General features: G+C 67.3%; 20 protein-coding genes and 1 tRNA gene. 8 read left to right on the forward strand and 13 right to left on the reverse strand.

What is annotated here, in order from left to right; all coding sequences use genetic code 11:
• Positions 1–31: 31 nt before the first annotated feature.
• Entirely contained in the window at positions 32–2,545 is a 2,514-nt protein-coding gene (locus HARCEL1_RS10595) for a beta-mannosidase (RefSeq protein ID WP_108383311.1), read from the forward strand.
• A 103-nt stretch (positions 2,546–2,648) separates the two neighbouring features.
• Complete coding sequence (locus HARCEL1_RS10600) at positions 2,649–5,231, forward strand: cellulase family glycosylhydrolase (protein ID WP_108383313.1); 2,583 nt, start codon at positions 2,649–2,651, stop codon at positions 5,229–5,231.
• Positions 5,232–5,244: 13 nt separating this feature from the next.
• On the opposite strand, the gene HARCEL1_RS10605 is transcribed toward HARCEL1_RS10600, so the two are convergent.
• The 4 genes from HARCEL1_RS10605 to HARCEL1_RS10620 form a co-directional block, all read right to left on the reverse strand.
• Positions 5,245–5,673, reverse strand: a complete 429-nt coding sequence (locus HARCEL1_RS10605; RefSeq protein WP_159077095.1) for a hypothetical protein — start codon at positions 5,671–5,673, stop codon at positions 5,245–5,247.
• A gap of 77 nt (positions 5,674–5,750) precedes the next feature.
• A complete protein-coding gene (locus HARCEL1_RS10610; protein WP_108383317.1) occupies positions 5,751–6,506 on the reverse strand; it encodes a DICT sensory domain-containing protein in 756 nt (251 codons plus the stop codon).
• Between the two features lie 91 nt (positions 6,507–6,597).
• Complete coding sequence (locus HARCEL1_RS10615) at positions 6,598–6,849, reverse strand: type II toxin-antitoxin system HicA family toxin (RefSeq protein ID WP_108383319.1); 252 nt, start codon at positions 6,847–6,849, stop codon at positions 6,598–6,600.
• Between the two features lie 3 nt (positions 6,850–6,852).
• The gene (locus tag HARCEL1_RS10620) at positions 6,853–7,122 is read right to left on the reverse strand and encodes a type II toxin-antitoxin system HicB family antitoxin (protein ID WP_108384248.1); all 270 of its coding nucleotides are present in this window, start codon (positions 7,120–7,122) and stop codon (positions 6,853–6,855) included.
• A gap of 138 nt (positions 7,123–7,260) precedes the next feature.
• Here HARCEL1_RS10620 and HARCEL1_RS13420 point away from each other — a divergent pair, with 138 nt between their 5' ends.
• Positions 7,261–7,431, forward strand: a complete 171-nt coding sequence (locus tag HARCEL1_RS13420; RefSeq protein WP_159077096.1) for a hypothetical protein — start codon at positions 7,261–7,263, stop codon at positions 7,429–7,431.
• A gap of 90 nt (positions 7,432–7,521) precedes the next feature.
• Here HARCEL1_RS13420 and HARCEL1_RS10625 read toward each other — a convergent pair.
• From HARCEL1_RS10625 to amrB, 3 genes are all read right to left on the reverse strand, one after another.
• A tRNA-Trp gene (locus HARCEL1_RS10625) sits at positions 7,522–7,701 on the reverse strand.
• A gap of 49 nt (positions 7,702–7,750) precedes the next feature.
• Positions 7,751–8,197, reverse strand: a complete 447-nt coding sequence (locus HARCEL1_RS10630) for a metal-dependent transcriptional regulator (RefSeq protein WP_108383321.1) — start codon at positions 8,195–8,197, stop codon at positions 7,751–7,753.
• 59 nt (positions 8,198–8,256) lie between these two features.
• Entirely contained in the window at positions 8,257–9,075 is an 819-nt protein-coding gene (amrB, locus tag HARCEL1_RS10635; RefSeq protein ID WP_108384250.1) for an AmmeMemoRadiSam system protein B, read from the reverse strand.
• A 147-nt stretch (positions 9,076–9,222) separates the two neighbouring features.
• Here amrB and HARCEL1_RS10640 point away from each other — a divergent pair, with 147 nt between their 5' ends.
• The 4 genes from HARCEL1_RS10640 to HARCEL1_RS10655 all read left to right on the forward strand — a co-directional run bounded on the left by HARCEL1_RS10640 (position 9,223) and on the right by HARCEL1_RS10655 (position 11,365).
• Positions 9,223–9,402, forward strand: coding sequence for an HVO_2753 family zinc finger protein (locus tag HARCEL1_RS10640; protein WP_108383323.1), 180 nt, complete (start codon positions 9,223–9,225; stop codon positions 9,400–9,402).
• 1 nt (position 9,403) lies between these two features.
• Positions 9,404–9,670, forward strand: a complete 267-nt coding sequence (locus tag HARCEL1_RS10645) for an elongation factor 1-beta (protein WP_108383325.1) — start codon at positions 9,404–9,406, stop codon at positions 9,668–9,670.
• Between the two features lie 166 nt (positions 9,671–9,836).
• Complete coding sequence (locus tag HARCEL1_RS10650; RefSeq protein WP_108383328.1) at positions 9,837–10,019, forward strand: HEWD family protein; 183 nt, start codon at positions 9,837–9,839, stop codon at positions 10,017–10,019.
• A gap of 293 nt (positions 10,020–10,312) precedes the next feature.
• The gene (locus tag HARCEL1_RS10655; RefSeq protein WP_108383330.1) at positions 10,313–11,365 is read left to right on the forward strand and encodes a glycosyltransferase family 4 protein; all 1,053 of its coding nucleotides are present in this window, start codon (positions 10,313–10,315) and stop codon (positions 11,363–11,365) included.
• Here HARCEL1_RS10655 and HARCEL1_RS10660 read toward each other — a convergent pair.
• The 4 genes from HARCEL1_RS10660 to HARCEL1_RS10675 form a co-directional block, all read right to left on the reverse strand.
• The gene (locus HARCEL1_RS10660) at positions 11,362–14,412 is read right to left on the reverse strand and encodes an oligosaccharyl transferase, archaeosortase A system-associated (protein WP_159077097.1); all 3,051 of its coding nucleotides are present in this window, start codon (positions 14,410–14,412) and stop codon (positions 11,362–11,364) included. The genes HARCEL1_RS10655 and HARCEL1_RS10660 overlap by 4 nt on opposite strands.
• A gap of 145 nt (positions 14,413–14,557) precedes the next feature.
• Complete coding sequence (rpiA, locus tag HARCEL1_RS10665; protein ID WP_108383334.1) at positions 14,558–15,235, reverse strand: ribose-5-phosphate isomerase RpiA; 678 nt, start codon at positions 15,233–15,235, stop codon at positions 14,558–14,560.
• 24 nt (positions 15,236–15,259) lie between these two features.
• Positions 15,260–17,659 carry a hypothetical protein gene (locus tag HARCEL1_RS10670; protein ID WP_108383336.1) on the reverse strand — a complete coding sequence of 800 codons (2,400 nt, stop codon included), beginning with the start codon at positions 17,657–17,659 and terminating at the stop codon, positions 15,260–15,262.
• A 42-nt stretch (positions 17,660–17,701) separates the two neighbouring features.
• Positions 17,702–19,480 carry an ATP-dependent DNA helicase gene (locus HARCEL1_RS10675; protein ID WP_108383338.1) on the reverse strand — a complete coding sequence of 593 codons (1,779 nt, stop codon included), beginning with the start codon at positions 19,478–19,480 and terminating at the stop codon, positions 17,702–17,704.
• A 177-nt stretch (positions 19,481–19,657) separates the two neighbouring features.
• On the opposite strand from HARCEL1_RS10675, the gene HARCEL1_RS10680 reads away from it, so the two are divergent.
• On the forward strand, positions 19,658–20,617 hold the full coding sequence (locus tag HARCEL1_RS10680) for a PD-(D/E)XK nuclease family protein (protein WP_159077098.1): 960 nt from the start codon (positions 19,658–19,660) through the stop codon (positions 20,615–20,617).
• 43 nt (positions 20,618–20,660) lie between these two features.
• Here HARCEL1_RS10680 and HARCEL1_RS13640 read toward each other — a convergent pair whose 3' ends face one another.
• Together HARCEL1_RS13640 and HARCEL1_RS10685 are read right to left on the reverse strand one after the other, a co-directional pair.
• Positions 20,661–20,831 carry a DUF5786 family protein gene (locus HARCEL1_RS13640; RefSeq protein WP_174182931.1) on the reverse strand — a complete coding sequence of 57 codons (171 nt, stop codon included), beginning with the start codon at positions 20,829–20,831 and terminating at the stop codon, positions 20,661–20,663.
• An 84-nt stretch (positions 20,832–20,915) separates the two neighbouring features.
• The gene (locus tag HARCEL1_RS10685; protein WP_108383343.1) at positions 20,916–22,148 is read right to left on the reverse strand and encodes an AAA family ATPase; all 1,233 of its coding nucleotides are present in this window, start codon (positions 22,146–22,148) and stop codon (positions 20,916–20,918) included.
• Positions 22,149–22,169 lie beyond the last annotated feature (21 nt).

The following is a 22,169-nucleotide window of genomic DNA, read 5'->3' on the forward strand; positions in this document are numbered from 1 at the left end:
CTTTTTGATCGCGGGGCCGTCGGCCCTCTGCATGCGAACGACGACGCTGAGCGGCCAGTGGGAACTCCGAGCGGTCGGGACCGACGAGTGGCTGCCAGCCACCGTGCCAGGGGGCGTGTACAGCGACCTCCGCGCCGCCGGCGAGATTCCCGACCCGTTCGTCGAGGACGCCGAATGCGACGTCCAGTGGGTCGCCCAGACCGACTGGGAGTACCGCCGGACGGTCACCGTCGACGACGCGTTCCTCGACCACGAGCACGTCCTCGTGGCGTGTGAGGGCCTCGATACCGTCGCGACCCTGTGGGTCAACGGGATCGAGGTGGGGGCCACCGAGAACATGCACGTCGGCCAGGCGTTCCCGGTCGGCGATGCGCTGGACCCCGGCGAGAACGTGATCCGTGTGGTCTTCGAGTCGCCGGTCGAATACGCCGCCGAACGGGCCGCGGCCCACCCCTACGAGATTCCTCACACTCACTATCCGGTCGAACAGCCGGGCCGGCCGTTCGTTCGGAAAGCGCAGTGTCAGTTCGGCTGGGACTGGGGGCCCTGCCTCCCGACGATGGGCATCTATCGGGAGATCTCCCTGATCGCGCACTCGGCCCCGCGCATCGAGTACACGACGACCGACCAGGACCACGGAGACGACGGCGTCGAGCTGTCGGTCACGGTCGGCCTCGACGTCCCCGTCGCGGGCGAGTACACCGTCGGCGCGGCGGTCGCCGACGCGAGCACCCGCGAACGCGTCACACTCGATTCGGGCCGACAGCGCGTCGCGGTGGCGCTCACCGTCGAGGATCCCGACCTGTGGTGGCCTCGTGGCTACGGCGATCAGCCACTGTCCGAGCTCTGGGTCGGCGTCGGCGAGGCCGACGGCGACACGACCCTCGACGAGGCCACGTCGACGATCGGGTTCCGCGAGGTCGACCTCCGCACAGACTCCGACGAGGTGGGTCGCTCCTTTCAGATCGTCGTCAACGGCACACCGATCTACGCGAAAGGCGCGAACACGGTTCCGATCGCGCCGCTGTACGCGGACGTGAGCGAATCGCGGTACGACCACCTCCTGGAGAGTGCGGCGGCGGCGAACATGAACACCCTCCGGGTCTGGGGCGGCGGCTACTACGAGGCCGACTATTTTTACGAGCGGTGTGACGAACTCGGCATCCTCGTCTGGCAGGACTTCATGTTCGCCTGTGCACTGTATCCCGCCGACGACGCGTTTCTCGACAGCGTCGAACGCGAGGTACGGTATCAGGTCCGACGGCTGGCCGATCACCCCTCGATCGCGCTGTGGTGTGCGAACAACGAGAACGAACAGGCGCTGTACGACTGGGCGGCCGACCACGACGCCCACGAGGCCCACCTCGAAGACTACCGCCGACTGTACACCGAGACGGTCGAAGCCACCTGTCGCGAGGAAGACCCCTCGCGGCCCTACTGGCCGGGATCGCCGTCGAGCGGGCCCGACACATCGGACCCGTCGCTCGAAACCCACGGCGACGTCCACGCGTGGGACGTCTGGCACGAAAGCGCGCCGTTCGAGGCGTATCTCCAGACCGAGCCCAGATTCGTCTCGGAGTTCGGCTACCAGTCGTTTCCGTCGGTCGAGACGCTCCTGACGGTGCTCGACGAGGGAGATTGCAACCCGACCGCACCGTTGATGGAACACCACCAGCGCAACCCCGGCGGGAACGAGCGGATCCTCACGCGACTGGCGAGCCAGTTCCGGATGCCCACCGCCTTCGAGGCGTTCGTCTACCTGTCGCAACTCCAGCAGGGCCTGGCGATGAAAACCGCGATCGAGCACTGGCGGCGGTGCAAGCCGACGACCTGGGGGGCGCTGTACTGGCAGTTGAACGACCTCTGGCCGGTCGCCTCCTGGGCCTCGATCGAGTACGACGGCCAGTGGAAAGCCCAGCAGTACATGGCCCGCCGGCAGTTCGCGCCCGTCCTCGTCAGTTTCGCGCCAACGCACGCCGACGAGGATGAGAACGACGAGGCCGGAGGCGCGGGCGCTGGCGCGATCACCGCCCAGACGCTCTGGATCACGAGCGACCGGCCAGACCCCATCGCGGGAACGGTCACCCTCGAAATTCTCGACATCCAGACCGGGACGGTCGCCCGCGAGGAGACCGTCGACGTCGACCTCGCGGCTCAGGAGAGCACCGCGCTGGTGACGATCGATCGCGACGACCTGAGCGTCGACCCCACGCGAGTCATGCTCCGGGCGACCTACGACGGGCCCGGCGACTCGTTCGCGAACGTCGCCGTTTTCGAACCGTACAAGCGCCTGGACCTGCCCGCCGCCGACGTGGAAACCGCCGTCGAGGGGCGGACGGTCACCGTCTCCACCGACGAGACCGCGCTGTTCGTCGCCGTCGATCCGGGACCGCTACGGGGATATTTCTCGGAGAACTACGTCCACCTCGCCGCGGGCGAATCCCGAACGCTCACCTTCGAGTCGGCCGACGATCGGCGGACCGGACTGGTCGAACACCGCCTCGAATCGGACCTGTCGGTCACCCACCTCCGCGAGACGTACTGACCGTCACCGGTCCGCGAGCACAAACAATTACTTTCTTTCGGGACGAAGCTAGTGGAAGCGCCACGCGTTCGGCCGGGGTGGGGCCGGAGCAGACGACACAATCATGACAGAGCAACCATCGTCCGACACGGGGGAATCGACGGCACGATCGTACGCCTCGCGGCGTGACGTGCTGAAACTCACGGGGGCCGGGCTAGCGAGTGCGACCGCGCTCGGCACCATCGGCACGGCGAACGCCGCCGACAGCGGGATTCCGACGCCCTGGCTCGACCGAAAGGACAACACGATGGTCGATCCCACGGGCAGCGAGGTGATCCTCCGCGGGGTGAACATCCCCGATCCGAAACGACTGGATCACACCGTCCCGGCCCGCGGGAAAAACTGGGACCACATGATCACGCACGCGACCGATCCCGAGCGGGACTGGTACGCCAACGTGATCCGGATCCCGGTGCATCCGGGCGACATCGCGGAACTCCCGCCGGTGCCGATCGCTGACGCCGATTTCCATCCACCGGTCGCGTTCGACGAAAGCGAGTTGCTCGACTACTGTGAGACGTACCTCGATCCGGTCGTCGAGTACTGCCGCGAGCGGTCGGTGTACTGTATCGTCGATTACCATCGCCACTGGGGCGAGGGCGATCTGCCCTGGCACGACGACACTCTGAGCGAGGAGGTCCAGTTGTTCTGGTCGACCGTCGCGAAGCGGTACGCCGAGGACGCACACGTCCTGTTCGAGCTGTACAACGAACCGACGCTGCCCGCGATGTACATCGACGACTGGTACAACGCCAAATACGCCGGCGTCTGGCGACGCTGGAAGAAGACCGCCCAGCCCTGGGTGAACACGATCCGCGAGCACGCGCCCCGGAATCCGATCATCGTCGGGTCGCCCGGGTGGTCTGCGATGCCCGAGGGCGCACAGATCGAGGAGTTCGACGGCGACAATCTGATGTACGCCTACCACATCTACGGTGGCCACGGACTGTCGACCGACGAGGGCTTCGACAGCCGCGAGACCGAGGAGGGGACGAACTCGGTCTGGAAGGACGTGCCCCTCTTCATGACCGAGTTCGGGTGGGAACCCGGTCAGGACCGCTGGATCAGCGGCGAGACCGACGGGTTCGGCCGTGGCGTCTCCGAGTGGGCCGACGAGCGCCCGATCCACTGGACGGCGTGGTGTTTCGACATCACGTGGCTCCCATCGATGTTCTCGCGGGCGTTCGTCGACGGCGACCCCGACGACTCGGTGGGCGACCCGTACTCTGGCGACATTCCACAGCTCTGTGAGGATCCACCCTGCGAGTGGAACCTGCTCGGCCGCGACGAGGGATCGTTCGAGGAGTACGCCGGGGAGTACATCCGCCAGTTCCTCGAAGACCGCAAGGACGACGACGTGCCGACGATCGATCACGACGACCAGCCCCCCGCCGCGCCCGAGACCGTGACCGTCGAGTCGGTCGGGAGTGATTCTGCCGAGATTTCCTGGCCTGCGGTGACCGACACCGGGAGCTCCGGTCTCGACCACTACGATATTACCCTCGACGGCGAGGCGTGGCCGTACGTCCGCAGTGGGAGCGAGACGACCGCGACCGTCGACAATCTCATCGCCGGGACGACCCACGAGATCGGCGTCCGCGCGGTCGACACCTACGGCAACGTCGGCGAGACCGCGACCGTCACCGTCGAGACCCAGGCCGGGGACACCGACCCCGTCGGCCCGCCGCGCGACCTTCAGTTGTCCGATCGGACCCACCGGTCGGTGGAACTGACCTGGAGTTCCGCCGAGGGCGACGCCGCGCGCTATGTCATCACCGTCGACGGCGAGGAGTACGATCGCATCCCCGCGCCGATGTCGCCCATCCTGCCGAGTTACCGGCTCGACGATCTCGCGCTCGACAGCGAACACACCGTCGATATCGCGACGATCGGGCGCGGAGGCGACCGCTCGGAGCCCGTCACCGCGACGGTCCGACCGCAACCCGCCCACGCGACGGATCGCGACGTGCTGATCAACGACTACGAGGGCAGCGAGCCGCTGACGAACAACGCGCTCGGCGGGTGGGTCGGTGGCGGCATCGTCACCGGCGTCGACAACGGGATCGCCCAGGTCGACTGGGACTCGATCAGCTACCACGGGACGACTGCCGACCTCGACGCGAGTGAGACACCACTCCTGAAAGTCAAGGCGCGCGGCGAGATGGGGTACGAGCTGAGTTCGCTCGCTCTCTCCGTCGAAGGCAGCCTCGACAAAGAGCCCGTCGGGGACATTACGGACGACCGAATCGACACCGACTGGTCGGTCGTGACGATCGATCTGGAGGCTGCGGGCGCGGGCCTCGACCCCCTCGGACAGCTCCAGTTCGACACCGTCTGGGGGACCGCCGGCGCCTTCGAGATGGACGAACTCTGGCTCGCCGCACCGGACGACCCCAGCGGCGGGATCGACACCGATGCGACCGCGCCGAGTCTCGACCCGATCGACGGGACCGTCCCCCGGGACATCGACGGCGACGGCGTCCACGAGGACCTCTCTGGGGACGGGACGCTGAACTTCCCCGACGTGAACCGATTGTTCCAGCACACCGACGACCCCGCCGTCCAGGATCACGTGTCGGCCTACGACTTCACCGGCGACGGCCTCGTCGACCAGCAGGACGTGCTCGCGCTGTTCGAGATGGTCTGATCGACCGGCGGGCTCAGGCGTTTTCGGGGAGGATATCGGCGTTGGCGACGACGAGACTGTACTCGCCAGCGTCGAGTGTGATCGTCCGCTCGACGCCCTCTGTCTCGGTCTGGATCGATCCCTCGACGGCATCGAATCCGGATTCCTCGTCCTCGAACACCTCGCGTTCCGCGACGGTGAGGACGTACACGTTGACCGTCTCGCCCGCAGTGACGCGAACGTCGTAGGTCGCCTCCAGGCGACTGTTGGTCGTGAATTCCCACCAGACGTACTGGCCAGCATCGAGGTCGTCACGCTCGCCGTCGACCATCGTCTGGCGACGGTCGCCATCGGAGAGGTGGATCGAGGTTTCGACGGTGACGGGGTCGCGCGACTCCGAACAGCCGGCCAGAGTGCCGGCGAGGAGCGTTCCGAGCCCAGCGAGGACCGGTCGACGTCGCATCGGACCGAGGAGATCGGACATCGATAATCACACGAATAGATGATAGATTTGGCAATAAAGCTGCTGGCAGGCCGGCCTCAGTCACCGGTCCCGAACGGCGCGTTCGCGGGGAACCGATCGCGGAGGCGATCGAGCGTGCGCTCGACGATCGAATCCTTGCTCATCCAGAACCCGGAGAACGTATCCGGCCCATCCTGGGTCGCGAGCAGGAGTGTCGTCCCCGCCGTCGCGCGGTCGTCGTCGAGGACGACGAACCAACTCCGTTCGAGTTCGGGGTCGCGATGGCCGTGGGGCTCGACGGCGAGCGGTGGCTCCCAGTCGGGGACGCCGTAGAGGTGGACCTCGACGTGCTCGGTCAGGCGACGATACAGATCGACCTGCGTTCGGAGGTTGCTGAACTGCTGGAACCCGACGTGCAGCGTCGTCGGGCGAGCGCGCCAGGCCGCGCGCTCGACCTGCCGACTCGCGAGCACCAACTGGCGTTTCCCGTAATCGGTGAACACCGACTGGTCGATCGCCCCGAGCAGGTCGGTCGCATCCGATTCGATCGCGTCGGCGTCGAGCAACGGCCCGGCGGGATCGATCGCGTCGATGAGATCGTCGATCGCACAGGCCGCCACGAAGCCGTCCTCTCCGTGTAACACTGCAAACGACCGTGGCTGGCCGGTGTCGGTCCGGCCGAACTCGACGGCGACGGTCGTCACGTCGAAGTGCGCCGCGATCAGTTCCTCCTCGTCCTGGCTCAGGTCGGCGTTGAACAGCGTCAGCGTCTGGCCGTGCCCTTCGACGACCTCGACGATGCGATCGAGCGGGACCGACTCATCGGGATCCATTGGTGGGGTGACACGCGGAGGGGCCTTCAGCGTTGTCGCAGGAGTCGTCGATTGGACAGCGTGAGAGCCTGGACCGGACCCAGCGAGTCACTCAGGCGTTCCGGTCGATCCAGGCACAGAAGTTCTCGAACTCCAGCGCGCCAGCGTCGTCGGCGATGTCGTGAAGTGTCCCGGTCGAAACCTCGTCGTGCAACGGGACGGTTACGTGCCGGCGATCGGTCTCGTTGGTCGGATGTTCGTAGTAGCACTGGGCGTGATCGCCACGCGTTCGACGCCACTCGAACCCGCCCTCGTTGACGAGGACCTTGATGATCTCGTAGCCAGAGAATGTCGTCCGGACCATCGATCACTGCATGAACTCGGGCGGTTCCTCGTCGCCGGTCGTGTTGTCCGCGGGGTCGATCCCGACCTCACGAAGTTGCTCGTCGGTGGGCGGGTCGCCCGCGCCACGGTGAAGGGCCACGGCCTCGTCGAGATTGTCGAGGGCCGCTTCGCGGGTCTCGCCCTGGGTCGTCACGCCCGTCTCGACGTCCGTGATCACCCACCAGTCGTCCTCGCGCCACATCCGGATCTCGTCGTCGTGGTCGAGATTCGAGTCGCGCGTGGAACTCGCCATATCCCGAGTAAGGTGAGCGAAGGGGAAAGCGTTCGGGGTCGGGTGGAAATTGAGGAATCGCAGGCCGCTCTCGACGCTCGCGAGCATCGACCCGGTGCTGAAAAGCGGTTTATTGACAGCATCCGTTGACGACGAACAATGACGATGCTTCAGCTGTACTGGCTCGACCCGCTTGTGGAATTGGGCATGATTTTCATGGTGTCGGTGCTGGGGATTGCCATCGGAACCTACGTCGGAACGCTCCTCGCATTGCGGAAGTTCTTCGGAGAACTGTACTGGGAAGACGTTTTCAATCCCGACCAAGACTGAATCGCCCAGAAGAAACCAAGACGTCCGACCTGGAGCTCGGTACGACGCTCACGATCGGAGAGACTGACCAATCCGTCTCGAACTGAAAAGTGGGGTCGGAGGGATTTGAACCCCCGATCGACTGATATCTCCGGTGCGCGCCTCGGTCCTCCAGAGGGTCGTCGTCGCAGGGCGGTGATCAGCCGTCCCGCTCGGTATATCAGCTGGAGTGTCGTCACCGGGCGCGGTGCCTCTGGAGTCAGTCGCCATCCCGGACTTGGCCACGACCCCGCGTCACGCAATAGCGCGAACCACCCGAAAAGGATTTCGATCGGCCCGGTCAGTCCGCGACCGAGAGGCGCGAACAGTGCTGGGCCTCGGGGTCGTAACAGTCCGGACAGTCGGCGGGCATGTCGACGAACCGTTCGAGGCGCTCGGCGGTGTCGTCGCTCAACACGTGTTCGAGTTCGCACGCCTCGTCGTGAAAGCCCGCCTCGACGTCGAGCGCGTCGACGAGAAACCGCTCGATCAGGCAGTGTTTGCGCAGCAGGCGACGTGCGCGGTCTGTGCCGTCGTCGGTGAGATGCGCGCCACGGCGTTTCTCGTACTCCAGGAGGCCGTCCTCTTCGAGGCGCCCGAACATCTCGGTCACGCTCGGCGGCGAGACGCCCAGTCGCTCCGCGAGTTCGCCGGTCCGGGCCGCCTCGCCGTCACGCGAGAGCAGGTAGATCTCCTTGAGGTACATCTGGGCGCTCTCGCTGACGTCGTTCTCGGAGCCGTGAATCATATCCGGTCTACCGGGGCCACCGCTTTGTGCGTTGCGACGGGGCGGACGGCGAGGATCACTCACTCCCCGATCCGGAGCGCCGCGTAGCCGACGACCTCGCGCATCTCGCCCATCGTCTCGCCCGAGGACCTGTGTGCGAGCGTCTCGGCGGTGGTTCCGCTGGCGATCAGCGCGACCGCGACCGGGCCGGGCCCGCACATCGAGAGGCCCTCGCTGTCGACGGTCCGGAGCAAGCCCTCGGGATCGCCGGCCTCGATCCGCTCGATCGCCAGGCGGTCGGCGGCCATGGCGTCGTCGTGGGGTTCGTAGTGGGTGAAATCCGTCGAGGCGACGACGCACGCGTCGGTCTCCGCGATCACTTCGCCCAGGCGTCGACAGACCGCCAGCGACTGATCGCCCATCGCGATGGGGACGATCGCCGGCGGATCGTCGTACAGCGCCTGCAGAAAGGGGACCTGGACTTCGGCGGCGTGCTCGCGACGATGCGCGGTCGCGTCGATCGTGACGCCCTCGACGGCGGCCAGTCGATTCCGGACGCTCTCCTCGATCGGGACGGTCCCCAGCGGCGTCTCCCAGGCGTCGGCGCCCGCGATGGCGACCGGATCGCCCAGACCGGTGTGGTTCGGACACGGGATCACGACCGTCTCGGGCCGACCCGAACGGGCGAGCGCCGCGAACGCGTGGGCGGCGATCGGCCCCGAATACGGGTAGCCAGCGTGCGGCGCGACGACACCGTCGAGTGTGGGTGGCCCCGTCGCAGCCTCGGGCTCTGCCCCCGGGCCGATCGCGTGGGCGTACGCCCACGTGATGCGCTCGCACAGGGCGTCGGGATCGGCGGGGTAGAACTGGCCGGCGACCGCCGGCGAGCGCGTGGTCACAGCCACCACCGCGCGTGTCTCGCGTGCATGACCGACAGCGTCGACCGCCACCCGATTCAACCTGCCGGTCGATCCGACCCGGGGGCCCACGCCCCGCGCTCCGAGCGGAAGGCAACCGTTAAACCCGACGGCGGGATACCACCGGGCATGAGTGAACGCCAGCAAAAACGCACCCAGAAGTGCGTCTCCTGTGGCGTCAACGTCGCGGGAACGAACGCCGCGGCTTTCGACTGCCCGGACTGCGGGACGCGCATCCACCGGTGTGCGACCTGCCGGAAACAGAGTACGCTCTACGAGTGCCCGGACTGTGGGTTTAGGGGGCCCTGAGATGGGCGACGTCGCCGCCGTCATCAAGGTGATGCCCGGCAGTCCCGACGACGACCTGGACGCACTCCAGGAAGACCTGGAGGGCGCACTCCCCGAGGGCGCGAAGATTCGAGGGTTCGAGCGCGACGAGGTCGCGTTCGGCCTGACCGCACTGCTCCCGACCGTGGTCGTCCCCGACGGCGAGGGCGGAACCGAGGCCGTCGAGGAAGCCTTCGAGACCGTCGAGACCGTCGAAAGCGTCTCGGTCGAGCAGGTCGGTCGCCTGTAGAGCGATCCCACCGCAACGCCCGGTGCGCGACGCGTTTTCCGTCGCCCGGTGCGCGACGCGTTTTCCGTCGCCCGGTGCGCGACGCGTTTTCCGTCGCCCGGTGCGCGACGCGTTTTCCGTCGCCCGGTGCGCGACGCTTTTCAACGGCCGTCGACTACGCTCGTCTATGGTCACAATCGACCCGCCCACCGAGCGTACGTGCGAACGCTGTGGTCGCGAGGACGTCTGGAACGCCGACCGCCAGACCTGGGTCATCCGAACGTCCGACGGCGAGAAACGCGTCGGGAACCCCCAGTGTCTCCACGAGTGGGACATCAACGGGGCGTACAGCCCAGTCGTCGAATCCTGACCGCCCGCGTCGAGCGGCTGTGATCGATGACGTGTCGGTCGATCATCCATACAGTTTATTGTGTCCTGTTCTGTACCCCCACCAGATGGCACGGATGTGTAAACTCTGCCGCGATCGGTTCAGCCGGAACGGGAGGGGAACGGTGTGTGAGTGTGGCTGGCGATTGGACGAACCCTGTGCAGACGACCACACGGAGTTTTGCCCGTCGGACGGACGAGACGACTGGATCGGCGTCACGGAGTTCTGACCCGCCGATCGGTACTGTTTTCTTCCGAATCGGCCGATATCCCGGCATGCGCGTGCTGAACTATCTGGAACTCGAGGACCACCTCGGTCCGAGCGGGATCCGGACCGCGGTCCGCCAGCAGCGCAGTGCGCTCCAGGATGCGGGGGTAACGGTCGTCGACACACTCACGCAGGGCGGCCCGACCAGCGCCACTCAATCGGCGTTGTCCGGCCAGTCACCGACCGTCGACTACGATCTCGCCCACGTGAACACCGTCGGCCCCGGATCGGTCGCCGTCGCGACCCACGCGCTCCGGACGGGCCGGCCACTCGTGGTCCACGCCCACGTCACCCGCGAGGACTTCCGGGACAGCTTTCGGGGATCGAACGCGTTGTCGGTCCCGCTGGGCCGATATCTCCGGTGGTTTTACTCGCGGGCCGACCTGGTGCTCTGCCCCAGCGAGTACACCCGATCGCTGCTGGAGCAGTATCCGGTCACCACCGAGATCCGGCCGATGACCAACGGCGTGGACATCGCGGACCTCGCGGGCCACGCGACACTCCGCGAGCCCACCCGCGAGACCTACGACCTCTCGGGGACGGTCGTGTTCACCGTCGGGCACGTCTACGAGCGCAAGGGCCTCTCGACGTTCTGTGAACTCGCCCAAGCGACCGACTACACCTACGCCTGGTTCGGCCCCTACCGAACCGATCCGCTCGCCTCCTCGACGGTCAAACGCCACGTCCGATCGCCACCCGAGAACGTCACCTTCACGGGGTGGGTCGAGGACCGCCGCAGCGCGTTCGCGGCGGGCGACATCTATTTCTTTCCGTCGAAGGCCGAAAATCAGGGTATCGCCGTCCTGGAGGCGATGGCGACGGGCAACCCGGTCGTCGCGCGTGACATCCCCGTGTTCAGAGAGTACTTCACGGACGGCGAGGACATCGTCCTGTGTGAGTCGGGCGAGGAGTTCCGTGCAGCGATCGACCGACTCGCTGACGATCCGGCCTTACGCGAGCGACTCGCAAAAAACGCCCGCGAGACCGCCGTCGAGCACAGTCTCGACCGGGTTGGCGACCTACTGGTCTCGACCTATCGAGACCTCCTCGACCGCGTTTAGGCGGTCGCGTTCTCGACGCCAGTCGCGTTCCCGGACGGGTCGGTGGCGTTCTCGGGCGTCTCGACCGGGATGTCGTGGGGCTCCAACGTGACCGTGACCGGATCGTCGTCGCGTCCGATCACCTTCGCGTTCGAGACGTCGGCGGTCGCGTTGTACACCGTCGTCCCGGGTTGGCCGCCGAATCCAGGCCGGGTGGTGCTGATCTCGTAGGGCCCGGTCGCGCGGACCGAGACGTTCGTCGCGCCGTCGTCGGGGCCCCACTCGTCGGTGCCCGTCGAGGCGTACGGAACGGTCATCTCGAAGTCGCCCTGCGCGTCGGTCTCGGCACGCTGTGTGTATCGGAACGACGAGGCGTTCTCGCGGGGCACGTCCATCTCGACGGTGGCGTACACCGCACTGTTCGCGGGGCCCTCGCCCTGGATCGTCGCGCCGGGGACGCGCTCGAAGATCTTCGTCCAGGCGGGGTTCCGCTCGAAGAGCGTGCGGAACGTGAACTGATTCAGTCCGATGTCGACCCCCCCTTGATACAGCTGGTAGATCCCGGGCTGGCTCGCGCCGATCTGACCCGCCGATCGAGTGCTCACGTTGACCAGCCGGTAGTGTTCGAGCGCGGGCACGCGGTCCGCGGGGTACGCTCCGATCCCGCCGATCTGTGCGGTCGAGTCGTTTCGAACGGCGTTCTGGGCGGCTTCCATCGATGGGTACCACTGGATCAGTGACTCGTTCTCGCTCCGATAGGGGTTAACGTTGAGCGGCGACCCGTCACCCGCCCCGATCTGCTGCCAGTTCACCACCACGGGAGCCGGTTCGCGCATGCTGCCGTGGTACCGGTAGAGCCGGACCGGCATGGTGTGATAGTATTCGGGCTTCTGGATACTCCCCGAGATGATTCGGTTGTTTCTGTCCCGGACCAGTCGAAGGCCCTGATCGGTCTGCCTGACGCCCTGGACGAACCGACGGTAGTCACTCTGGGATTTGTTGTCGACGAAGTTCGGCGGTGCGAAGAACTTTCCGCCATACTGAGAGTTCGCGAGCGCCATCTTGTAGTCGACGGCGACGTACCGGGTCTCGGCGTTCTCGCCGTCGGACAACTCTTCCATCACAGATTCGGCCTCGGCCTCCTCACTGGAGAGCAAGAATCGGGCCGCCGAGTTCGCGCCCTCCTGGAAGGGATTGGCCGTCGGAATCCGCTCGCCCAGCACCGTGATCCAGTGGCCGTAGTCCCACCAGGAGAGCACGCCGAAACTCCCCTCGGGGTAGTCGTAGTCGCTGTCGGCCTCAGCGGCGTACGTGCCGTAGTAGTCGAGTTCGTCGGCGTTCTCGGCCGTCCCGAACGCGCCCTCGATCGGCGTCTCGTCGTTGAGATAGTCGAGACTGCTCTGCCAGCCCTGGACGCCGCCACCGGGCCCCAGATTCGAGCCCTGGGTCATCGAATGGACGTTCGGCGGCACGGCCAGCGGGCCGATCAGGAGAACGACGACCGCAGCGATCGAGACGACTTCGTACCCCGAAAGGCTCGCCTCCTCGCCAACGTCACGCACCGTGTCGATGATCTCCGCGCCCGCCACGCCCGCGAGCGTGACCGTCGGCACCGCCAGGTAGTACATGAACCGACCCTGGGTGAACGTCATCGACAGCGAGAAGACGAACCAGACCGCCACGAACAGGCGCTCGGGCCGGTTCTGACCCGATGGGGCCCGCCAGACCAGCGTCCAGCCGACGAGTCCGGCGGCGGCGATGATCGCCATCCCGTAGGCGACAAAGAGGACGTCCGCACTCGGCAGGGGCTGGACCTCACCGATCGTGCTCGATCCCTGCCCGGCCGCGAACCCGACCACACGTATGAACTGAGAGACACTGTAAGAGAACACGCCGGGCACCACGAGTTTCGCCACGAGCGCCCCGCCGGCGAGCGTGCCGAGTACCGCGAGCGGATAGCCGATCCGACTGGCGCGGGCATCGGTCACGCGAACGCCCATCGTCTCCTCGATCGCCGTCGCAGCGTCGGTCGCGGCGAGGTCGCGCGTGTCGACGACCCGCGCCAGCCACAGCAGGCCGGCGGACCAGACCGCGCCCGCGACCGGGAGGCCGACGTGGATCAGCGAGATCTTCGTCGAGGTGACGTCGACGACGTCGAACGTCCCCAGGGTGAGCAGTCCCGTGACGGCGAACGTGACGGCCATCACGATCAAGACCGGTTCGGGGTGGTCGCCGCGCGCGACCGAGACGATCGCCTGGAGCGTGACGTAGATCCCCAGCAGGCCGACGAAGTAGATCGCCGGCGGCCACATCGACATGTAGATCGCGATCGCTGCGCCCGCGAGCGCGCCGTACCCCAGCGGACGGCGCAGCCCCGCGACGTCGCGATCGTCGAGCAACTCGATCACGGGCTTCTCGCGGTGGGCGACCTGCAACGCGACGATCACGGCGAGCGCGGCGAGCGCGGCGAGCAGCGCTTCAGCGATGTGGTGGTCGCTCGTCCCGACGACGCCTTTGATCAGGATCGATCCGCCCTGTGTGACCGTGCCCGCGAACGCGAACGTAACGACCGCGAGGACGCCCGCCGTCCGCCCGGCGAGTCGACGCGCAACGAGGAAGACCGGGACGACCAACAGTGTCCCGAACACCGCGGGCGCGAACAGGAGGACCATCCGGACGGTCTCGGGGTCGGGCGATCCGAGGCCGACGATCAGCGCGCCCAGCGCGACCACCTGGTCCATCAGCGTCCCGAACTGACCGACCGACGTCCCCGTCGGGAACTTGGTCCAGACCTCGTAGGGCATCGTATTGGGGAAGTTCTCGACGGTGTACTGGGCCATCCGGTAGTGATACCAGGGGTCGTTCCCGCTGTAGAGGACCTCGCCGTCGACGACGTACTCCCCCCAGTTGCGCGCGCGAATCCAGAACACGAAGACCATCGCCACACCCACCACGACGAGGTGATAGATGTCGAGGAACTCGTCCACAGCGGTCCCGACGCGGGGATCGCCGGTCACACGCTCGCGGGCGTCAGCGAGTTCACTGCCGAGCCCCTCGTCGGCACTCATCGTTCGACCCTCCGGCTGTGCATAGCCGGGAGAACCAGGAAAACGCACTTGAGTGTTGTGCATCGGCCCGCGCGTGGGCGACACTCTCGTTGCTGTCGTGACTCTCGACTGACCGGTCGGTGGCCACACACCGCGATCGAGCCGATTATCGGTCGCAGACCGCGACCGAGCCGTCCGCGGAGCCGACGTACACCGCATCAGCCGCATCGACGAACAGGCCGTGACCGACGACGCCCGGGATGGCCGATAGCTCGGTCGCCAGCGCCGCCGGGTCGTCGATCACGCCGAACGCGGCGTCGACGACGATCGCGCCGTCGTCGGTGAGCACCGGTCCGTCCCGTCGGGTCGCCATCCGTGTCTCGGCCGCTCCACCGAGCGCCGCGATCGCGTCGGCAACCGGGCGGCGCGCCTCGGGCAGGACGGCAAGGGGGACGGGCTGATCGATCGCGTCGACGACTTTCGAGTCGTCGACGACGACCAGGAAGCGCTCGGCGTCGCTGTCGACGATCTTTTCGCGGACGTGGGCCCCACCGCCACCTTTGAGCAGCGCGGTCGGCGCGACCTGGTCGGCCCCGTCGATCGCGATGTCGACCCGATCGGCGTCGAGATCGGTCAACGGAATACCGGCCTCGCGGGCGCGCTGGCGGGCCTGCCAGGAGGTCGGCACGCCCCGGACCGCCAGTCCCGCGGCGACACGCTCACCGAGTGCGGTGATCGCCGTCGCCGCGGTCGATCCGGAGCCCAGGCCGACGACCGACTCGTCGTCGATCGCCTCGACCGCCGCCTCCCCGGCCACACGCTTCGCTGTCGTCCGGTCGGTCATACGGAGACCTGCGAACGCTGGCCCTTACGTGTCCCGATCGGGCTGGACCTGCTCGTCGGAGTACGCCTCCGCGGAGCCGACGAAACTCGCCGCCCCACGGATCGCATTCGCCGCGAGCGTCACGACGTTGACCGTCGTCGAGGACGCCCCCGAGGTGACGACCAACCCGAAGGGGCGATCGTCGGCCCACCGGGCGTCGCCCGCCCGGACGAGCACCGCCCCGAAATAGCCGCCGGCCATCAACGACCGATCGGTGAGATCGATCGGGATCGCCGTCCCGTCGGCCTCCGCGACGGTCGGGTCGAACTCGGTGTTCGCGAGGTCGTCCAACCGGGTGAGCGATCCGATCGAGAAGTCCAGATCGTACTCCGGCCACGCCGTCGCGAGCGTCTCGGCTTCCGCCGCCAGCGACACGGCGACCTCGTCGGGACGGCCCTCGACGACGTGGTAGGCCGCCTCGAAGGTCCGATCGCCGTCGAGACAGCAGTCCGTGACCTCGAATGGATTCACGAACGCGGTCGTCCCCTCCAGATCGACGGCGACGCCCCAGACCCCGTCGTCGATCACCCAGCGTCCGCCGTGGCCCTCACACAACACCTCGCCAAAGTACGCCCCCAGGGCTCGTAGATCGCCCGCGTCGTGGTCCTCCAGCAGCGCATCGAGGCGGAGCAGCGAGGACGGCGAGCCGTCGAGATCGTAGGCATCGAACTCCGCGGCAAAGTCGGCTGCCGCCGCGGCGAACGCGTCCGGGTCGCCGTCTTCGATCGCGACACCCTCGGCACCCGGCGTGCCGGCGGCGACCGACAGGAGATCGACTCCCTCGGTCCCGTCCTCGCTCGTGGCGTCGGTGGCCTCACTCTCCGCAGGGTCGGCGTCGGAACCGGTGTCCGCGCGCGTCGATGCGGGCGGTTTCGGCGTCCACTCGTCGGCGGTCGTGGTCGGCCCAGCGTCGGTCGGGTCGACCGCGTCCTCCGATCGGTCACCCGCGGTCGCGTCACCGGCCTCGTCGGTGGCCGGAGTCGTCGACGCGGGCCCCTCGTCGAGACCGCCCTCGACCGGGTCGAACGGCACCGCCTCGGACTCGCTCGGCTCGGCGGTGTCGAACCGATCGGGGTCGAGCGCGGGTTCGATCAACTCCTCGGGCACGTCGCCCGGGTCGGGCGAGCGGTGGGTCTCGACGGGGTCGGCGGCGAGTTCGCGATAGGTCGCGAAAAAGCGCGCGTAGTCTCTGACCGAGAGTTTCGCGATCTCGAAGACGTCGACGACGACCGTCTCGTCGCCACGGTCGAGGGCGACCGCCCAGCCAGTCTCGCCGGCCTCGACCCAGGTGCCAGATTCGTGGCGCACGAGCACCTCACCCGCGTAACTGCCCACCTGGGCGACGATCCCGGTGAACGCCTCCGCGTCGTAGCCGCTCCCCCCGAAGGTGGCGTCCGCGAACCGTTCGCTGTCCCACTGCTCGTCGACGAAGCCGTCGAGGCGGGCGAGTGAGGCCGGCGAGTAATCCAGGTCGTGTTCGGCCCAGAACGTCGCGAGGTCCTCGGCCTCCTCACGGAACCGGCCGGGGAACTCCGTCGTGCCGAGCGCCTCGGCAATCGACACCGACGGAGCGGACTCCGTGTCCACCGCGTCGGCAGTGTCGGACGCGCCAGTCGCCTCTTCGATGAGGTCGGCCGTCGTGGCGTCCGCCGGGGGCGTCTCGCGGTCACTGGCCGGCGTCGCGTTCACCCCCTCGGGCATCTCGTCCTCGGTCGACACCGTTTCTGCGGGCGATTCGGCGTCCAGCGGGACCGAGTCCTGGGTGGGCGTCGAATCCGGGGCGGGCGTCGAGTTCGTCGTCGACGTCGAGTCCGCCGCGGGCGTCGAATCCGGCGTCGACGTCGAGTCCGCAGTGGGCGTCGACTCCGCCGTGGGCGTCACCGGCGACGGGTCGGCGGGTTCGGTCCACTCCGCGGTGTCGGTCTCGCGGGCGTCGCTCGTCGCTCGGTCGGTCCCCGGGGTCTCGTCCCCAGCGTCCGTGGTGGCCGCCGTCCCCGTGAGGCCGAGACCACCGAGGAGCCGAACGACGACCCAGACGTAGAGGGGCCGGACGAGGTAGTTCCCGATCCCCAGGAGGCCGACGATGCCACCGACGGCCTGGAGTTCACCCGTCGACAGCGCCGGTCGGGCGGCGACCACCGCCCCGGCGACGACGGGGCCGACCCAGAGCGTCGCCGCATGAATCTTGGCCACTCGCGTCGGGACGCGCTGGCCCAGAAGTTCGTGGACGAGCAGGAGAACACCGCCGAACCCGACCAGCGGGCCGACGAGCAGGATCGACGGGCTCACCCCCGCCACCCCGAGCGCGACCAGCACGAGACCGGCCAGAAAGAGGACACTCGTCAGCTGTCGGGAGAGCCGCTCGAATCGCGCCCCAAAGTCCATCACCGCATCGGTACGCCCCGAGGGGTTTTCGTTCTGGTGGTCTCAGTCGGTGTCCCACACGTCCGCGACGGGGCTGGCGTCGACGGTGCGCCGATCGGTTCCGCCCCCCGAGAGGCCCGCGAGCGCCGCCGACGCGTCACCGGGCGGCAGGTCGGGGCGCTCACACCGGTCGACCTGGGCGGCGAACCACTCGGGCATGGCCGATCGCGCCCGGTCGAACAGATCCAGCAGGCTCCGATCGGCCAGATACGTCGCGCCGTAGTCGGTCGGAGACCGCACGATCCGGCCACACGCCTGGATCACCGTCCGGAGCGCCGTCCGGTAGTACCAGTCCCAGCGGTCGTTCTCCAGACGGCGCTCGACCCGGGGATCGCCCACGTTCGGATACGGCGCCTTACAGAGCACCTGCCAGCGCGCCAGATCGCCCTCCAGATCGAGTGCTTCCTCCATTTTCACCGAGAGGAACACCTCGGGACGCGTCTCGCGCTTCCAGGTCGCGAGTTGGGCGTCCCGATCCGATCGGCCGTGCGCGCGGATCCGGTCGGCCACGCCCCGCTCGCGCAGTCGATCGGCCAGCCCCGACTGGATGTCGTAGGAGTGACAGTGGATCAGCCCGGGTTCGTCGGGTCGATCGGCCATGATCCGGACGACCGTGTCGGCGATCGTATCGAGGGTGTCCGCGCGGTGTTCGCGAGTCATCTTGCCCGCGCTGACGTCGAACAGCGGGCGCGATTCGACGGGAAACGTATGCCCGACCGAGACGAGCGCGACCCGGTCGGGATCGAGGCCGACGCCCCGACAGAACGCGTCCTTGTCGAGGATCGTCGCCGAGAGGAGTGCGAACTGCTGCCCGCGATCCCAGACGGTGTGGCCGAGATACCGCTCGGGGTTCATCGGCGCGATCCGGACGGGTTCGCCCGCGCCGTCTGGCTGGTGGACGACCCATTCGGTCCCGCCGCTGTCGTCGTCGGCGTCGCTCTCGCCGTCCGTGTCGCCGTCGTCTCCAGCCGCCCCCTCGCCCGGGCCGACCGGACCGCTGGTCTCCAGAAACCACCCGAGATCCGAGCGCAGCGTCTCCAGGCGGTCGCGTTCGACGACCGCGTCGGGATCGAGTTCGGCCTGATTCCGCAGTTCGGTCAGGCGGCGCTCACAGACCGTCCGGAGGCCGTCGGCGTACGATCGGGCGCTCCCGAGGTCGTCGATGGCGGGCGGCGGCCGGGCCTCCCAGACCGGGACCGTCGAGGGGTCGAGTTCGATGGTCGCGTACAGTTCGGCCCACTCACGGAGGCCGTGAGCCTCGTCGACGACGATCACGTCGCGCTGGCCGAACACGTCACTGCCCGCGGTCTGCATGAAGTAGGCGAGTGTCATCGCCGCGATCGACCGCTGGGAAGCGATCGACCGGTCGGAGTAGTACGGACAGCGCTGCTTGCGGTCGCACTCGAACTCGCGTTCGCGGACACACGGCGCGCGATCGACCGGCGTCGTCGACTCACCGGGGAGGATGCAGTCGTAGTTGTTCTTCCCGCGGACGATCGCGAGATCGTCGAGCAGCGGATCGTTCGAGACGTCGTCGAGTTGCGAGACCTGCGGAGTCGTGTAGTACGCCCCGACCGGCTCCTCGGGGTCGGCCGCGCCGGGCCGGCGCGCACACCCCGCGATCGCTCTCGCGAGCAGGGACTTGCCGCTCCCGGTTGGCGCGCGCACGAGGACGACCTCGTTGCCCGCGGCGAACGCCTCGTCGATCGCGTCGAGCGCAGCGGCCTGGTTCCCGCGGTACTCGGGGGCGGGGAACTCGTCGGTGAGCCGATCGAGGTCCACGCCGATTCCATACTTCCCGCCGGGTTATCTGTTTCGGGCGACCGAGATCGCAGGCTAACCGATAGATGAAAGGATCCAGTTACCTGGAACGACTTACGATCGCTCACCAGCATCTGATCGGGTAGTAGTGTCCATCGCAACCGTTGTCCCTGGACAACACCTCCGTCGAAGTCAGCCGTGTCCATAGACGAATCCGAACTACTATCGTCCGTTCGTGAGCGCGATGTCGACCTCGTGGTCGTCCAACTGCTGAAGACTGATCCGACATTCCGGGACTGGTTCGTGGATCAACTCGCGACCGATCGACAGGTGGTCGATTTCCTCGGTGTTCGACACTCCGTCGAGCGAGACACGGGTGAGTCCGACATCGAGATGGGGTTCGAAACACGGGCAGGCGACCACTGGATCGTTCTCGTCGAGAACAAAATCAACGCCGGAAAGCAGCAGCGACAGGTCGAACGGTATTTCGAGCGTGGGGAGAACTACGTCGATCGGAACGGCTGGGACGGTTTCCGTGTCGCACTCATCGCTCCGGAAGGATACGTAAGCGACAGCGACAGGGCCGCCTTCGAGGACGTTATTACCTACGAAGACGTGAGAAATCGAGTCGAACGAGGAGACCACGACGGAAGCGAGTTCTTCTGTACCGTCCTCGACGAAGCGGTTAAGAAGCGAACCCCGACGGATCTGTCACGATGGACCGAGCGGACAGTCGAGCAGTTTCGGGACCGGATGGCGTCGTTGCCGCCTGTCGAGGTGTACGACGATGGGACCACGAACAAACAACTCCGGGTGAAATCGCGAGCCCCCGATCACCCCGACGCGGCCCTCTACAATGTGTACTTCCCAGGAGAAATGGACGGAGCGAAAGCACAAGTTCGTCTCAACCTCACCGGCCACAAAACAGCGACCGTCTCTGAAGAGGAGTTTGAAGCACTCAAACCGGCCCTGGAGCGGGAGATGGTCGGCCTCGACGGATTCCGTTCGCACGACCGGGCGATGGAACCGGTGAAAACCGAACACTACCGATCGAACTACCGATCAGACAGAGAGTACATCGACGGCGTGGTCGATACGCTCTGTGAATTGATCGAAGCGTACCACCCGCTATTCGTCGCCAACGAAACGTTCGAGTGAACGCTGCCGGAGCTCGCTTCGACTGAAACAAGCTCTCCCAGGGTCACCCGTTGATCTGTTCGAACTGATCGAGCAGTTCCTCGGTGGACTCCTCGCCGTCGTACTCCACGGTGCCGTGGTAGACGGTTCGCTCGTCGTCGAACGATGCGTCGACCTCCGACGCTTTTCGTTCGCGCCGTTCGTGTTCGTGCTCGTCGTAGGCACCAAGAGACATTGTCGTCTCGCTTAGGTACGTGATCGACCAACATGAATGTAACGCCGTCACATGGGGAGTGTCCGCACGCCCACAGAGCAGCCGTCAGGGTCGCCCGTCGCTGTGATCGGTGTCGCGCTCCTCGGCGTCGCCGTCGGGCGATCCCGCGTCGTCGAGGTCGTTCGCGTCGACCCACAGATCGTCGTCGGGGTCCGCACCGTCGGTCGCGTCCGGCGTCGACGCGTCTGACCCCGGCGTGTCGGGTGATCGCTCGGCCCCAGACGGGTCGCTCGTGTCGCCGTCGTCGGAGGCCCCGATCGGGTCGCCCTCCTCGGAGACCTCGCTTTTGTCGCCTGTGTCGGCGGCCGCGTCACTCGGCGCGACGGCGGGCACCGCGACCCGATCGATCGCGTCCGCGACGATCGCCGATTGCTCGACGCCCTCGACGGTGGCTTCCGTCGTGCGAACCACGCGGTGGGCCATCGTCGGCTGGGCGATCGCCTGGACGTCTTCGGGGGTGACGTAGTCGCGATCCTGGAGGACCGCGCGAGCGCGGGCGACCTCGAAGATGCGCTGGATCCCGCGGGGCGAGACGCCGACGTCGACGCGGTCGTCCGCGCGGGTCGTCCGCGCCAGATCGACGATGTACCGTCGGACGCGATCGGTGACCTGGACCCCTTCACAGATCTCCTGAAGCGTCCGGACGGTCGCGGCGTCGGTGACGGCCTCGACCGACGGCGAGAGCGTGTGTCGTGACGCCCGCCGGTCGAGTAGTTCCATCTCACCCTCGGCGTCGGCATAGCCCAGGGCGGTCTTCACCGCGAAGCGGTCGCGCTGGGCCTCCGGCAGGCGGAAGGTGCCCTCCTGTTCGATCGGGTTCTGGGTCGCGATCACGAGAAACGGGTCGGGCAACGGGTGGGTCGTGCCGTCGACGCTCACCTGGCGGTCCTCCATGGCTTCGAGCAGTGCGGCCTGGGTCTTCGGCGGCGCGCGATTGATCTCGTCGGCCAGCACGACGTTCGCGAAGATCGGCCCCTCCGAGAACTCGAAGGTGCCCGCGGTCTCGTCGTAGACGGTCGACCCCGTCACGTCAGAGGGGAGGAGATCGGGCGTGAACTGGACGCGATTGAATTCGAGGCCGAGCGCCTCCGCGAGCACGCGTGCGGTGACGGTCTTGCCCGTGCCGGGGACGTCCTCCAGGAGGACGTGGCCGCGCGCGAGCAGCGCGGTCACCATCGTCGCCAGCGTGTCGTCGTCGATGACGACCGCACTCGCGATCCGGTCGCGCACCCGGCGCGTGGTCTCGCTCGCCGCCGTGATCGACTCGGGGCTGTCCATGCCGTCGGGTCGACCGCCACG

It is taken from the genome of Halococcoides cellulosivorans, from assembly GCF_003058365.1.
Lineage (GTDB): Archaea > Halobacteriota > Halobacteria > Halobacteriales > Haloarculaceae > Halococcoides > Halococcoides cellulosivorans.

Excerpts from the sequence above, each read along its gene's own strand:
- HARCEL1_RS10595 (WP_108383311.1), top strand. The coding sequence starts at position 32 with ATGCGAACGACGACGCTGAGCGGCCAGTGGGAACTCCGAGCGGTCGGG.
- HARCEL1_RS10600 (WP_108383313.1), top strand. The coding sequence starts at position 2,649 with ATGACAGAGCAACCATCGTCCGACACGGGGGAATCGACGGCACGATCG.
- HARCEL1_RS10605 (WP_159077095.1), bottom strand. The coding sequence starts at position 5,673 with ATGCGACGTCGACCGGTCCTCGCTGGGCTCGGAACGCTCCTCGCCGGC.
- HARCEL1_RS10610 (WP_108383317.1), bottom strand. The coding sequence starts at position 6,506 with ATGGATCCCGATGAGTCGGTCCCGCTCGATCGCATCGTCGAGGTCGTC.
- HARCEL1_RS10615 (WP_108383319.1), bottom strand. The coding sequence starts at position 6,849 with ATGGTCCGGACGACATTCTCTGGCTACGAGATCATCAAGGTCCTCGTC.
- HARCEL1_RS10620 (WP_108384248.1), bottom strand. The coding sequence starts at position 7,122 with ATGGCGAGTTCCACGCGCGACTCGAATCTCGACCACGACGACGAGATC.
- HARCEL1_RS13420 (WP_159077096.1), top strand. The coding sequence starts at position 7,261 with ATGACGATGCTTCAGCTGTACTGGCTCGACCCGCTTGTGGAATTGGGC.
- HARCEL1_RS10630 (WP_108383321.1), bottom strand. The coding sequence starts at position 8,197 with ATGATTCACGGCTCCGAGAACGACGTCAGCGAGAGCGCCCAGATGTAC.
- HARCEL1_RS10640 (WP_108383323.1), top strand. The coding sequence starts at position 9,223 with ATGAGTGAACGCCAGCAAAAACGCACCCAGAAGTGCGTCTCCTGTGGC.
- HARCEL1_RS10645 (WP_108383325.1), top strand. The coding sequence starts at position 9,404 with ATGGGCGACGTCGCCGCCGTCATCAAGGTGATGCCCGGCAGTCCCGAC.
- HARCEL1_RS10650 (WP_108383328.1), top strand. The coding sequence starts at position 9,837 with ATGGTCACAATCGACCCGCCCACCGAGCGTACGTGCGAACGCTGTGGT.
- HARCEL1_RS10655 (WP_108383330.1), top strand. The coding sequence starts at position 10,313 with ATGCGCGTGCTGAACTATCTGGAACTCGAGGACCACCTCGGTCCGAGC.
- HARCEL1_RS10660 (WP_159077097.1), bottom strand. The coding sequence starts at position 14,412 with ATGAGTGCCGACGAGGGGCTCGGCAGTGAACTCGCTGACGCCCGCGAG.
- rpiA (WP_108383334.1), bottom strand. The coding sequence starts at position 15,235 with ATGACCGACCGGACGACAGCGAAGCGTGTGGCCGGGGAGGCGGCGGTC.
- HARCEL1_RS10670 (WP_108383336.1), bottom strand. The coding sequence starts at position 17,659 with ATGGACTTTGGGGCGCGATTCGAGCGGCTCTCCCGACAGCTGACGAGT.
- HARCEL1_RS13640 (WP_174182931.1), bottom strand. The coding sequence starts at position 20,831 with ATGTCTCTTGGTGCCTACGACGAGCACGAACACGAACGGCGCGAACGA.
- HARCEL1_RS10685 (WP_108383343.1), bottom strand. The coding sequence starts at position 22,148 with ATGGACAGCCCCGAGTCGATCACGGCGGCGAGCGAGACCACGCGCCGG.